Below are 12,010 nucleotides of genomic sequence, written 5' to 3'. Positions count from 1 at the left end.
CACCGCCTGCGCGCGCAGGCCTTCCAACAGCGCGCGTGCCTCGCCGGCCACCAGCGAGTGGCCATGCGCGTCGAGCAGCGCGCGCGTGGCGTCGCTGCGCAGCAGCTTGTCGATCGAGGGCAGGTCCTGGGGCCGTGCCTCCTGCGACCCGCCGCCGTGAACCACGGACGTCTCGGGCCGCTCCATCAGCCTCCCCCGCCGTCGTCAACGCCGTCGTCAGTGCCGTCGTCGCCGAACAGCAGCATCAGGTTGATGCCGTGCCGCCGGAACCCGGCCTCGCTGACCAGCAGGTCGAGCGTCACCGAGCCGAGGTCGTCGGCGACCGGCTCGACATTCACATCGCGCTCCATGTGCACGATCTTCAGGTAGTGGCCGCAGGCGTCGCAGGTCTCGGCCTCGGTGGCCGGCTTGGCCTCGCGGGCCTCGGTGCCCACGCGCTGCGGCGACTGGTAGTGGATGCCCTGGGTGCCGAGGCAGTGCGTGCACTTGATGCGCACCATGTGCCACTGCGCGGCGCACAGCGCGCACTGCAGGTAGCGGAAGCCGGCATCGCTGCCGCCGATGCGCGAGATGCTGGCCACCGGCCGGCTGCCGCAGCACGGGCACAGCGTGGCATCGTCGGTGCGGCCGAAGGGCGGCAGGCGGTCGGCACCGCGCGCCGCCTGCGTCGCGAGCACGAGCTGCGTCCAGTACACCTGCAGCGCCGCGGCCACCAGCGGGGCGGCGGCCAGGTCCAGCCCCAGCATCACGCCGGTCAGCAGGCGGTCGGCCTGCTGGTCGAGCCAGGCATCGTCGCCGGCATGGGTGTCCTGCAACGCCTGCACGGCGGCCAGCGCGGGGCTGCCCGCCAGGCGCGGCAGCAGCGCATCGAGCAGCCGGCGCAGGCCCTCACGCCAGGCGGCATCGCGCGGCCAGTGCTCGGCCGGCAGCGGCGGCAGGCCGGCCCGCGATGCGGCATCGAGCGCCGCCGCATCGGGCAGCGCAACGGCCGGGTACGCCTGCAGCAGCCCGTGCTGCGCCTGCGCCAGCTCGGCCATGAACAGCAGGAAATCGCGCATCGCATGCCCGCCGGCGGCCAGCTGGCGCAGCCGCATCTCGCGCTCGGCGAACACGGTGCCGCGCTCGGGCAGCCGCAGGTAAGGCACCTGCTGCCCCGCCTGCACCGCGATCTCTTCGGGTGACAGCAGTCGGCTCGACATCATTCCTTGCCGGTGATCTCTCGGTACCAGAGCGGGTGATTCTGCCGTGCCCAGGCCTCGGTGACGGTGCCGCGGGTCATCGCCCGCATCGTTCCCTTGACCCAGATCGCGGCGTACACGTGCACGATCACGCTGAGCACCAGCACCACCGCCGACAGCGCGTGCACCACCACCGCGATGCGGCGCAGCGGGATCGGGAAATAGTTGGCGAACCACGGCTGCCAGAACACGAAGCCGGTGATGAACAGCAGCAGCAGGCTGATGCCGAAGAGCCAGAACACCAGCTTCTGGCCGCCGTTGTACTTCTCGACCGGCGGCATGCCGTGCTCGTGGCCGGTCTTCATCAGGTGCGGGGCCGCCTTCAGCCACGCGGTGTCGCGCGGCTTCCAGGCGTTGTCGCGCCACACCTTGGCGAACAGCAGCACGAAGCCCGCCACCATCAGCACGCCGAAGAACGGGTGCAGGATGCGCGTCCACGGGCCGCCGCCGAACAGCATCGTCAGGAAGTAGAGGGCCGGGTGGAAGAACGCGAGCCCCGACAGCGCGGCGCAGAAGAACAGCATCGCCACCGCCCAGTGGTTCATGCGCGTGCCGTCGGCATAACGCCGGATGAAACGCTTCATGGCCGATCCTCCTCGTCCACCGGCTCCTCGACGGGGCCGACCTTCGTGTAGTGGAAGAAGCCGACCACCGCGGCGCCGATCATCGCGGCCAGCGCCAGTGGCTTGGCTGCGCCCTTCCACAGCGAGACCCACGGGCTGATCTGCGGGTTGGCCGGCAGCCCGTGGTACAGCTGCGGCTTGTCGCCGTGCTGCAGCACGTACATCACGTGCGTGCCGCCGACGCCGGGCGGGTCGTACACGGCGGCCTGCGCATAGCCGCGCTCCTTCAGGTCGGCGATGCGCTCGCTGCCGTACTCGAGCATGTCTTCCTTGCTGCCGAAGTGGATCGCGCCGGTCGGGCAGGCCTTCACGCAGGCCGGCTCCAGGCCGACGCTGACGCGGTCGGAGCACAGCGTGCACTTGTAGGCCTTGCTGTCCTTCTTGCTGATGCGCGGCACGTCGAACGGGCAGCCGGTGACGCAGTTGCCGCAGCCGATGCAGTTCTCCTCGATGAAGTCGACGATGCCGTTCGTGTACTTCACGATCGCGCCGGGCGCCGGGCAGGCCTTCAGGCAGCCGGGGTCGTCGCAGTGCATGCAGCCATCCTTGCGGATCAGCCACTCGAGCTTCATCTCTTCGTTGAGCGACTTGGTCTCCACCTCGGAGAAGCGCATCACCGTCCACGATTCGGCGCTCAGGTCGGCCGGGTTGTCGTACACGCCGACGTTGTTCCCCACGGTGTCGCGCAGGTCGTTCCATTGCATGCACGCCACCTGGCAGGCCTTGCAGCCGATGCAGCTGGAGACGTCGATCAGCTTCGCGACCTCGGTCGTCGTGCGCGCGTGCGGGCTCGGCGTGGTGGTGGCCGAGCGCGCGGCGATGTCGAGAGATTGCAGTGAACTCATGGCTCAGGCCTTCTCGATGTTGACCGTGAACGACTTGTACTCGGGCGTCTGCGTGTTCGCATCGCCGACGAAGGGTGTCAGCGTGTTCACCAGGTAGCCCTTCTTCGCCAGGCCCACGAAGCCCCAGTGGTTGGGCAGGCCCACCGTGTCGACCTTGCGGCCGTCGACGTCGAGCTGCGGAATGCGCTTGCTCACCAGCGCCACCGCCTTGATCGAGCCGCGCTTCGACGAGACCTTCACCATGTCGCCGTTGGCGATGCCGCGCGCCTTGGCCAGCTCTTCGCCGATCTCGACGAACTGCTGCGGCTGGATGATGGCCGAGGTCTCGACGTTCTTGGTCCAGTAGTGGAAGTGCTCGGTCAGCCGGTAGCTGGTGGCCACCAGCGGGAAGTCCTTCGGCGTGCCCATCATCTCGAGGTCGCCCTTGAACACGCGGGCCGCGGGGTTGGCGCGGGCCTTCGGGTTGTTCGGGTGCATCGGGTTGGCGGCCAGCGGCGATTCGAACGGCTCGTAGTGCTCCGGCAGCGGCCCCTCGGCCATGCCGGTCGGCGCGAAGAGCCGCGCGACGCCTTCGGCCGTCATGATGAACGGCTGCACGCGTTCGGCGTCGCCTGGGTTGGCATCGGGGCGGATGTCGGGCACGTCGGAGCCGCTCCACGCGGTGCCGTTCCACTGCACCAGCTTGCGCCGCGCATCCCAGGGCTTGCCATCGGGCGCGCTCGATGCGGCGTTGTAGAGGATGCGCCGGTTCGCCGGCCAGGCCCAGGCCCAGTTCAGCGTCTGGCCGATGCCCCACGGGTCGCTGTTGTCGCGGCGCGCCATCTGGTTGCCGGCCTGCGTCCAGGCGCCGCAGTAGATCCAGCAGCCGCTCGCGGTGCTGCCGTCGTCGCGCAGCAGGCCGAAGCCCGCGAGCTGCTCGCCCGCCTTCGCCAGCACCTTGGGCGGCGCCTTCGGGTCTTTGGGGTCGGGCGGGGCCAGCACGTCGGCCAAGGCCTTGCCGTTGTATTCCATCGCCAGCTCATCGGCCGACGGGCTGTGCGGGATCTTGTACGGCCAGGTCAGCTTGACGATCGGGTCGGGGAAGGCGCCGCCGTCCTTCGCGTAGGCGGTGCGCATGCGGTGGAACAGGTCGGCGATGATTTCCGGATCGCCGCGCGCCTCGCCCGGCGGCTCGGCGCCCTTCCAGTGCCACTGCAGCCAGCGGCCCGAGTTGGTCAGCGAGCCGTCTTCTTCGGCGAAGCAGGTCGACGGCAGCCGGAACACGGTGGTCTGGATGGCCTCGCTCTTCACGTCGTTGAACTCGCCGAAGTTCTTCCAGAACTCCGAGGTCTCGGTGTTGAGCGGATCGATCGTCACCAGGAACTTCAGCTTCGACAGCCCTTCGATGATCTTCTTCTTGTTGGGGAACGAGCCGACCGGGTTGAAGCCCTGGCAGATGTAGCCGTTGAGCTTGCCCTGGCTCATCAGCTCGAAGGCCTGCAGCACGTCGTAGACCTTGTCGATCTTCGGCAGGTAGTGGTAGGCCCACGAGTTCTCGGCCGTGGCCGCGGCGCCCCACCACGATTTCTGCAGGCTGACGAAGAACTTCGGGTAGTTCTGCCAGTAGCTCATCTGGTTGGGGCGCAGCGGCTTCAGCGCCCGGGTCTTGTAGTAGGTCTCCAGGTCTTGCTCGGTCTCGCGGGCGAGCGAGAGGTAGCCCGGCAGCGAGTTCGACAGCAGGCCGAGATCGGTCAGGCCCTGGATGTTGCTGTGGCCGCGCAGCGCGTTCATGCCGCCGCCGGCGATGCCGATGTTGCCGAGCAGCAGCTGCACGATGGCCGCGGTGCGGATCATCTGCGAGCCCTGGCTGTGCTGGGTCCAGCCGAGCGCGTACATGATGGTCATCGCGCGGTGGGGCACCGCGGTGGTCGCGATCATTTCGCACACCTTCAGGAACTTGTCCTTCGGCGTGCCGGTGATGCGGCTCACCAGCTCGGGCGTGTAGCGCGCGTAGTGGCGCCTCATCACCTGCAGCACGCAGCGCGGGTGCTCGAGCGTGGGGTCGGTCTTGGCGAAGCCGTGCTCGTCGAGCTCGTAGCCCCAGCTCGCGTTGCTGTAGCTGCGCTTGGCCTCGTCGTAACCCGAGAAGATGCCGTCCTGGAAGCCGTAGGCCTCGCCGACGATGAACGAGGCGTTGGTGTACGCCTTCACGTACTCCTTCTGCAGCTTGTCGTTGCTGATCAGGTAGTTGATGACGCCGGCCAGGAAGGCGATGTCGCTGCCGGCGCGGATGGGGGCGTAGTAGTCGGCCATGGCCGCCGAGCGCGTGAAGCGCGGGTCGACGACGACCAGCCGGGCCTTGTTGTGGTGCTTGGCCTCGATGACCCACTTGAAGCCGCAGGGGTGGGCTTCGGCGGCGTTGCCGCCCATGATGAGCACGAGGTCGGCGTTCTTGATGTCCACCCAGTGGTTGGTCATCGCACCGCGTCCGAACGTCGGGGCCAGACTGGCCACCGTCGGTCCGTGTCAGACGCGCGCCTGGTTGTCGAAGACCAGCAACCCCATCGAGCGCATCACCTTGTGCGTGATGTAGCCCGATTCATTGCTGGATGCCGATGCGCAGAGCATGCCGGTGGTGGTCCAGCGGTTGACGACCTGGCCGGCGGCGTTGGTGGGGGTGAAGTTGGCGTCGCGGTCGGCCTTCATCAGCGTGGCGATGCGCGACATGGCTTCGTCCCACGAGACGCGCTTCCATTCGGTGCTGCCGGCCTCGCGCACCTCGGGGTACTTGAGGCGGTTGGGGCTGTGCACGAAATCGAGCAGGCCGGCGCCCTTGGGGCACAGCGTGCCGCGGTTGACCGGGTGATCGGGGTCGCCCTCGATGTGGATGATGTCGGAGACGACGTTCTTCGCCTTGTCGCCCAGGCTGTACATGATGATGCCGCAGCCCACCGAGCAGTACGGGCAGGTGTTGCGGGTCTCGGTGGTGCGGGCGAGCTTGAACTGGCGCGTCTCGGCCAGGGCCGTGGCCGGCGAGAAACCCAGCGCGACGAGGCTGGATGCGGCGAGCCCGGCTCCGCTGACGCGGAAGAACTGCCTTCGGTTCATGTCCATGAAGAGCCTCCTGCGGGGAACGCGCCGGGGCGCGAAACGTGGGATAGGCGATGGCGGACGGATCTTGGCGCGGAATGGGCGGGGGTGCAATGGCGTTCGCACTATCTGGAGCGGCACGCTGCGGTTCTTCTATCGGGATGCTGCGGCGGCCGGGGTGGGTGCGCTGCCGTCGCCGGCGGTTGGGGCCGGCGTGCCGCTGCCGGTGCCGGGCTTGGCTTCGGTGGGGTGGGCTTCCATGCCGCCGATGGCGGTGCCGCCGGCCGGGCCGCCGCCGATGGCGGAGGCTGCGGCGTCGCCTGGGGGTGGCGTGACGGGTGATGCCGGCGTGCTGGTTGTGCCGCCTGCGGAGGGAGCCGGGGCGGCAGGCTCGCTGCGGTTGCAGGCCGACAGGGCGAGCAGTGGAGCGAGCAACAGGCCGGTCAGCAAGGCAACACGGCCCCCACGGGTGCGAAGCAGGTTCATGCGGTTCCCCCAGGACGGCGACTCAGGGCAGCGAAGTAAGCCACAGGGGGATGGATGACTGCAAGTTGAGGGGCTTATGCGGCCGATCGGCTTCGCTGCTCGATCAGGTGAGTGAGCATCTCGTCGGCCCGCTCATCGAGCCCAAGCTCATGCAGATCGATCAGGCACTCGAGCGGATCGGCCCACAGGCCGGCGGCGTCTTTGACGAACCCGAGGTTCGGCCCGTGCGCGCGATGCACGACCACGACGGCCTTGGCCTGCGGGTCTTGCGTTTCGACGAGGCCGGCGTCGAGCTTGCGGATGACATCGAGCCGCGCGGCACGGTGCATGGTGAGATCGAGCCGCAGGCTGCCGGTGATGTTCAAGCCCGCAAAGTGATGCCTGGCACCGAGCACGCCACCCACCGCCACGTCATCGCTGCCGAGCTTGAAGAGCCGCTGCGCCATGGCCTCGGGGGAGCGAGCCGTGCCAGCCGGATCAGCGAAGCGGATCGTCTTGCGCGTGGAGGCCTGGGCGGCAATCCAGTTGCGCCACTGCAAGAGGGACGGGGCACGCATCTCGATGCGCCGGTCCGGGGTTCTGGAGAGGGTTCCCGCGGCTTCCAACTGCTTCAGTACCTTGGCCAYGGTGGGGTAGCTGGCACCCACCGCGGACTGGATGGCCGTGGTGCTCAGCGGGCCGCTGTGCGCGAGCCAGGAACGCAACAGGAAGGCCAGCACCACCTGCTGGCTGGAGCCGGGGGTGCCCGTGGGGGCTGTCCGCTGGCCGGCCAGGCCCTGGAGCCATTCCGTGAAGTCAGGGCTGGGGGCCTGCAATCCCACCTGCCTGTCGTCGATCAGTTGCGCGAGGTGCACCCGCGAGCCCAGGCTGGGCCGCACGGCCACGCGAAACATGGCCAGCTCGGTGGCAAGGCGGTCTTGGGTGATCTTGCTGCCGACCAGCAATCATTCCCGGCGAGCGGGGGCAGATGCCCGAGCCTGAACCCGCCCGCAGCTGCGCTGCCACCCAGGCCTGCGGGAACTCCTTGCCGATGGCGAGGGCCAGCCCGGCGAAGAGGGGCAGCTTGGCGACCAGCCCTGTCCAGTGCGGGGCTTGCGGCACGGGGGCAGGGCCTCGGAAGGGGATGGCGCTCAGCAGGTCTGCCCCGAGAAGCAGGTAGAGGCCATACACCGCCAGCCCGACCAGCATCAGCCGGCGGCCCTGTTTGAGCTGTGCCACGCAGGGCTCGATCCTGAGCCAGCCCAGGATGAGCCACGCGGCCACAAACGGTATGGCGTACACGATGAAGAGGCTGGTGAGGCCCCCGACCTGCCGCGTGAACCGGAACCATGACGAACCCACTGCGAGCAGCGAGAACGGAAAGAACTCGATGAGAAACAGCCCGAGGGCCAGGATCAAGAGGGGCATGGGTGAACCATCGCTCCAAGTTTGGCCCTGGGAAGCTCGACACAGAGAGCCGTGAGCACCCCTGCGACCAGGTAGGCCCGGGTCGTCAGCTGGAACAACACCAGGAGCACTTCGACGCGGAGGGAAAGGAAATCGAGGAGGGCGCCGCGCGCGGCGGCGAGCAGGCAGCAGAGGAGGAACATGGTCATGCCGATCCTCAACAGGCGCAGCCCTTGCGGCAGCTTGGCGATGAAGGGCCGCACGTTGAGCTTGCGCAACGACCACCACGACACCAGCAGCGGGATGCCGTAGCTGGGCACCAGGGTGACCAGCCAGTCGAAGCCTGCCGGCAAGCGGCGCACGCCGCCTGCGTCGAGCAGCATCGGTATCGGAGAAACCTGGGACAGCAGCAGCGCGAAGGCAATGATCAGCAGGGGCATGGGGGCTCCGGGTGCGGCATGGTAGCGGGGCATGCAGGGGCATGCACGCAGGTGCCGCCCGAACCTGGGCAGCACCTTGGCGCCGTCAGCCCTGCTGCGCCGGCGGCCTGCGCCGCCGCGGCGGCATCACGCCGAACTCGGGGGCGTGGAACTGCTGCTCGCAGACCCAGCCGGTGAGGCGGCGGGACTGATCGCCGATGAGTTCGAGCGCGGCGACGCACAGGCCGCGCATCGCGGTGTCTTGCGCGCGATGGACGGCAGGCGGCACCTCGTCGGGCGGGGGCTTGGGGCGCTCGCGCTCATCGACCTCGAGCCACGCGGCGACGCCGTCACTGACATCGATGACGTGCTCCAGCAGGCGATGCACCAGGCCGGCCTTCAGCGTGAACTCGACGCTGTCGATCGGGGAGGGGTGGCAGTGGTGCTGGAAGCGGTAGTGGACGCGGCGCTCGGGTGGGGCGGGGGGTGGTGGCTCGGGCTCCGGCTCGGACTCGGGGCCGGAGGCGGGGGAGGGAGAACCCGCTTGGTCGGACTGCGGTGAAGAAGCGGGAAAGGTCGGCGTGCGGGAGGCGCCGACGGGGGTACCAGCCATGTGAAGGGCTCCTGTGTTGCGGTTCGAGTAAAGCCACTACCCACGCTGTCAAACACGGGTGGCGGCCCAAAGCAGGGTTGACAGACCGGAACACAGGAACCGGCGAGCCCGAAGGCTCCCCCACCCGGGCCGCCCAAAATCTTGGAGAGGCATAGGTGTGTGACGCGCAAAAAAAGCCGCTGTAGCGGCTGCGCGCCTGTGTGTTCGGGCTGTCAAACCCGGCCTGCGATGTGGCAGGCGAGGGGAATGTATCACTGCCTCCGGGGACGACTTCCCGTCAATCCCTCGGGTCGCCAAACGTCTCGATGAACTCGTCGATGAAGCGCTGCGTCCCGGTGATGGTCAGCGTGATCGCATGCCACCCGCCGTCTTCGACGTTCACCTGCAGGTCGTGATCCCAGTCCATGCCCTCATCCGCCGGACCGTGCGTGTGCGGGAAGCGGAGCCATGCCCAGTCGAGGAGTTGTTGGGCTTCGGCCAACGCAGCGGGGTGGTGGTCGGCGGTGGTGGAGGCGAGGGCCTCCAAGGTGGAGATGCCTTCGGAGTTGTCGCTGAGGTCTAAGGTGAAGTAGTTCATAGTACAGCGGTGCTGACGCAACATATGAGGGCGCATAGGTGACTGCAGGCAAATGCTGCCCTGCGCACGAGTGCGCGCTAGAGGCTGTGCCCCAAAGATGGACTGCACGAAATGATTCTTCTGATTTGAGCTGAGGCGTGAGATCCCTATTGACGAAGGAATGCATTGGCTCTATTTGCATATGGTGGTGAGCATCCTAGGCGATTTCTAGGTCGCATTGAAGGAAGACGCCACTTCCCGCAATCTTCGCGTGGATGTAGAGTTAACGAAGAACTGTGCAACAGCGTCTGTCTTGCTCAGTCTTTCGCAAAAATGCCTGACAGGAGGGAGTTATGTTTACAAGGCTGAAGCTCGGGAATTTCAAGAGATTCCAGCACGCAGATATAGCGCTGAGGCGCCTGAACATAATTGTCGGACCAAATAATTCTGGCAAGTCATCCTTGATGGCTGCATTTCGCTTGGTCTGTCAAACGCTCGATAGCTACGATGATCAAGTATCGCTTCTGTTGAATGGTCCATTTGGGGATTTCGGGACATTTAGGGATTTGATTTATAGGAATCATCGCGGGCGGCCGTTGGAGATATGTTTTGACGTCGAATTAAGTGGTGTAACTCCCGGGGATCAGGCAATAAGTGTCGTGACATTCAACGCCACATTCAAGTATAGCCAAGAGGATCGCGAAATATTTGCACAGAGGGTCCAGATTGATTTGGACGGAGGGCATCTTATTTCTCTTCAGTATTCTCGCGAGGGCCGGCGCTACCTTGTTGAAAAGATTGGTGATTGCGTAATTCCATCTACTCTCAAGAATGTCATTTCAAGAGAGTTTCGCTTCAGGCATTTCTACCCTGTTCCTGTGAGTTCTCGCCTAGGTGTCTTCGACAGGGATAGAAAGGGTGCTTATGGGGAATTCATCGAGGATTTCAATCGAAGTGCAGACAGTGAGATAATAAGGAAGCTGGTTAGAATTTGGTCCCGGTTGTCGGCCGTTATCGCTCGGACTGACTATTTAGGACCGCTGCGAACGGCTCCGGCGAGGACATATCTCTTTACGGGGGAACGTAGTAGGCGTATCGGAAGCGGTGGTGAAAATCTGACCTCTATTCTCGCTACGCGGGATCGTAGACGAGATCGCGAAAAAGATAGTGACGGCAAACCCCTTCAGTTACAGGATCGCATCAATGCATGGTTGCAGAAGGCGGAGATGGCGAAGAAGGCATCCTTGGCACCAATCTCCGATCGACACTTTGAAATTCGCATACAAAATTTCTTCACGAAGGAGGATCAGAATATCGCGGACGTTGGTTTCGGGCATAGTCAAGTATTGCCATTTCTCGCTGGGGGCTACGCGCTCGGGCCGGATTCCACATATTTTGTCGAGCAGCCAGAGCTTCATCTGCATCCGAAAGCGCAGGCGGAACTTGGTGACTATTTGCTGGAGCTCTATGAGCAAACTACACAAGTCTTGGTGGAGACCCATAGCGAGCACCTTATATTGCGACTTCAGCAACACGTGGCAAGTGGGTTAATTAATGAGGGAGATATAAGATTATTCTATGTCTGTAATAATCAATCAGACGGCGAAGCCGCGCATGATGATGAAATAACAATAATTGATATCGACAAGAAAGGGCAGTTCAAGAGGCCTTGGCCAAAAGGATTTTTTCCGGAGAAGCTGGAAGAGTCAAAGCGGCTCGCAAAGATCCGGTTTGAGCAGTTGGGCCTCGAACTCTAGGAGGGCAGCATGCGATCACTTGTCATTGATGCGAATGTATTTTTGGCGTTTGCACGAGAAGAAATTCTCGGCGAAGAGAATGTGGAACGTACTGCCTCACCGTCGCCGCTGTTTAACGGCCTCGGAGTGGAAGTGGTCGCGTTTTTGGATTCGGGGGGGCACATTCAATCGGAGTGGCGAGATTTGATTAAGTTCGCTCCTGAATGGTTTTCTACATGGCTCGCGCACGCCTTCGCAGAAGGAAAGTTGTATGAAGTGGATCCGTCAATAGATCCTCAACTTGCAAAGCGATATAGGAAGATCGGATTTCCAAGTGGAAAAGATATCTGGTATATAAAAACCGCGCACGGACTCGTTGTAATTTGCCATCGCAATAGGCCATGTCTTGTGGCTGAGGACATTGATTTTTATGACCCGGCGCAGAAGGCAATGCCGAATAAATGCGACTATTTTCGAAAGGGCCGCGGCGTCGTGTGTAAGCAGTTGAAGGACGATGGCATTGATCTTCGCTGTATTGAGACGGCGCGGTTGGAACTTAATCTTTAGTCCGCCCCGAACAACGCGCCAAGCCCCAAGAGCACTGGGCTGTAGCACGGCAGACAGTGGATTGAATTGCAAGATTCAGGTCGAATGAATATCGAATCCTTGCAAAGAGAGATGAGGTTTGAATTGGCTAAAGGCGAGACAAGAGCGCAGCAATCACGACCTGTTCCGAGCGGCGCTGGGCAACCTGATCAATCAGCGGCACGACTTGTGCGGCTGACTGGGCTGATCAACTGGCAGTCGTTCGCCGACGAGTGGGGCTCGCAGTTCGTGTTGACGACGGGACGCTCCGCGCTGCCCACGAGGCTGATGGCGGCGCTGCTGTATCAGTAGCATGCTTACGCGCCGAGCGATGTAAACGGCACTTGTTCCAGGTAATCTACTTTCCGCCGTCGGCCTCGGCTCCAATCGCTAGAGTCAAAGACTTTCTAATATCAGGGTCGAGACAAGATCTGCACCACTCATTCGCAAGCAC

At 64.2% G+C, this 12,010-nt stretch carries 13 protein-coding genes and 1 pseudogene; 3 read left to right on the top strand and 11 right to left on the bottom strand.

Annotated features, from left to right (window positions below; translation table 11 throughout):
* From AC1D1T_RS24485 to AC1D1T_RS24435, 11 genes and pseudogenes are all read right to left on the bottom strand, one after another.
* Nucleotides 1–186 (bottom strand): annotated as a pseudogene (locus tag AC1D1T_RS24485) (L-seryl-tRNA(Sec) selenium transferase); the annotation flags it as partial.
* Complete coding sequence (gene fdhE, locus AC1D1T_RS24480) at nt 186–1,199, bottom strand: formate dehydrogenase accessory protein FdhE (RefSeq protein ID WP_477825028.1); 1,014 nt, start codon at nt 1,197–1,199, stop codon at nt 186–188. The pseudogene AC1D1T_RS24485 and the gene fdhE, both read right to left, overlap by 1 nt.
* Nucleotides 1,199–1,822, bottom strand: a complete 624-nt coding sequence (locus AC1D1T_RS24475) for a formate dehydrogenase subunit gamma (RefSeq protein WP_477825027.1) — start codon at nt 1,820–1,822, stop codon at nt 1,199–1,201. Before AC1D1T_RS24475 ends, fdhE begins: the two co-directional genes overlap by 1 nt.
* Complete coding sequence (gene fdxH, locus AC1D1T_RS24470) at nt 1,819–2,706, bottom strand: formate dehydrogenase subunit beta (RefSeq protein ID WP_477825026.1); 888 nt, start codon at nt 2,704–2,706, stop codon at nt 1,819–1,821. Before fdxH ends, AC1D1T_RS24475 begins: the two co-directional genes overlap by 4 nt.
* A 3-nt stretch (nt 2,707–2,709) precedes the next feature.
* A complete protein-coding gene (gene fdnG / locus AC1D1T_RS24465; RefSeq protein ID WP_477992635.1) occupies nt 2,710–5,799 on the bottom strand; it encodes a formate dehydrogenase-N subunit alpha in 3,090 nt (1,029 codons plus the stop codon).
* Between the two features lie 129 nt (nt 5,800–5,928).
* Nucleotides 5,929–6,261, bottom strand: a complete 333-nt coding sequence (locus AC1D1T_RS24460; protein ID WP_477826829.1) for a hypothetical protein — start codon at nt 6,259–6,261, stop codon at nt 5,929–5,931.
* Between the two features lie 74 nt (nt 6,262–6,335).
* Nucleotides 6,336–7,154 (bottom strand): hypothetical protein, encoded by an 819-nt coding sequence (locus AC1D1T_RS24455; RefSeq protein ID WP_477992634.1) that lies wholly within the window; start codon nt 7,152–7,154, stop codon nt 6,336–6,338.
* Nucleotides 7,057–7,668, bottom strand: a complete 612-nt coding sequence (locus AC1D1T_RS24450; protein ID WP_477826831.1) for a hypothetical protein — start codon at nt 7,666–7,668, stop codon at nt 7,057–7,059. The genes AC1D1T_RS24455 and AC1D1T_RS24450 overlap by 98 nt, the downstream gene beginning before the upstream one ends.
* The gene (locus AC1D1T_RS24445) at nt 7,656–8,087 is read right to left on the bottom strand and encodes a hypothetical protein (protein ID WP_477826832.1); all 432 of its coding nucleotides are present in this window, start codon (nt 8,085–8,087) and stop codon (nt 7,656–7,658) included. The genes AC1D1T_RS24450 and AC1D1T_RS24445 overlap by 13 nt, the downstream gene beginning before the upstream one ends.
* 85 nt (nt 8,088–8,172) lie before the next feature.
* A complete protein-coding gene (locus AC1D1T_RS24440; protein WP_477826833.1) occupies nt 8,173–8,679 on the bottom strand; it encodes a hypothetical protein in 507 nt (168 codons plus the stop codon).
* A gap of 277 nt (nt 8,680–8,956) precedes the next feature.
* Nucleotides 8,957–9,256, bottom strand: a complete 300-nt coding sequence (locus AC1D1T_RS24435) for a hypothetical protein (RefSeq protein ID WP_477826834.1) — start codon at nt 9,254–9,256, stop codon at nt 8,957–8,959.
* A 332-nt stretch (nt 9,257–9,588) separates the two neighbouring features.
* Here AC1D1T_RS24435 and AC1D1T_RS24430 point away from each other — a divergent pair, with 332 nt between their 5' ends.
* From AC1D1T_RS24430 to AC1D1T_RS24420, 3 genes are all read left to right on the top strand, one after another.
* Nucleotides 9,589–10,992 carry an AAA family ATPase gene (locus tag AC1D1T_RS24430; RefSeq protein ID WP_477992633.1) on the top strand — a complete coding sequence of 468 codons (1,404 nt, stop codon included), beginning with the start codon at nt 9,589–9,591 and terminating at the stop codon, nt 10,990–10,992.
* 9 nt (nt 10,993–11,001) lie between these two features.
* Nucleotides 11,002–11,538 (top strand): hypothetical protein, encoded by a 537-nt coding sequence (locus AC1D1T_RS24425; protein ID WP_477992632.1) that lies wholly within the window; start codon nt 11,002–11,004, stop codon nt 11,536–11,538.
* Nucleotides 11,539–11,622: 84 nt separating this feature from the next.
* Nucleotides 11,623–11,868 carry a hypothetical protein gene (locus tag AC1D1T_RS24420; RefSeq protein ID WP_477829125.1) on the top strand — a complete coding sequence of 82 codons (246 nt, stop codon included), beginning with the start codon at nt 11,623–11,625 and terminating at the stop codon, nt 11,866–11,868.
* Nucleotides 11,869–12,010 lie beyond the last annotated feature (142 nt).

This window comes from Rhizobacter sp. P2_H3, assembly GCF_056403355.1.
Note: the sequence above shows the minus strand (reverse complement) of the source record. Positions and strands in the feature narration are given on the sequence as shown.

What these genes read in the sequence shown, in the direction of transcription:
- fdhE (WP_477825028.1), bottom strand. Translation starts at nt 1,199, where the DNA reads ATGTCGAGCCGACTGCTGTCACCCGAAGAGATCGCGGTGCAGGCGGGG.
- AC1D1T_RS24475 (WP_477825027.1), bottom strand. Translation starts at nt 1,822, where the DNA reads ATGAAGCGTTTCATCCGGCGTTATGCCGACGGCACGCGCATGAACCAC.
- fdxH (WP_477825026.1), bottom strand. Translation starts at nt 2,706, where the DNA reads ATGAGTTCACTGCAATCTCTCGACATCGCCGCGCGCTCGGCCACCACC.
- AC1D1T_RS24460 (WP_477826829.1), bottom strand. Translation starts at nt 6,261, where the DNA reads ATGAACCTGCTTCGCACCCGTGGGGGCCGTGTTGCCTTGCTGACCGGC.
- AC1D1T_RS24450 (WP_477826831.1), bottom strand. Translation starts at nt 7,668, where the DNA reads ATGCCCCTCTTGATCCTGGCCCTCGGGCTGTTTCTCATCGAGTTCTTT.
- AC1D1T_RS24445 (WP_477826832.1), bottom strand. Translation starts at nt 8,087, where the DNA reads ATGCCCCTGCTGATCATTGCCTTCGCGCTGCTGCTGTCCCAGGTTTCT.
- AC1D1T_RS24440 (WP_477826833.1), bottom strand. Translation starts at nt 8,679, where the DNA reads ATGGCTGGTACCCCCGTCGGCGCCTCCCGCACGCCGACCTTTCCCGCT.
- AC1D1T_RS24435 (WP_477826834.1), bottom strand. Translation starts at nt 9,256, where the DNA reads ATGAACTACTTCACCTTAGACCTCAGCGACAACTCCGAAGGCATCTCC.
- AC1D1T_RS24430 (WP_477992633.1), top strand. Translation starts at nt 9,589, where the DNA reads ATGTTTACAAGGCTGAAGCTCGGGAATTTCAAGAGATTCCAGCACGCA.
- AC1D1T_RS24425 (WP_477992632.1), top strand. Translation starts at nt 11,002, where the DNA reads ATGCGATCACTTGTCATTGATGCGAATGTATTTTTGGCGTTTGCACGA.
- AC1D1T_RS24420 (WP_477829125.1), top strand. Translation starts at nt 11,623, where the DNA reads ATGAATATCGAATCCTTGCAAAGAGAGATGAGGTTTGAATTGGCTAAA.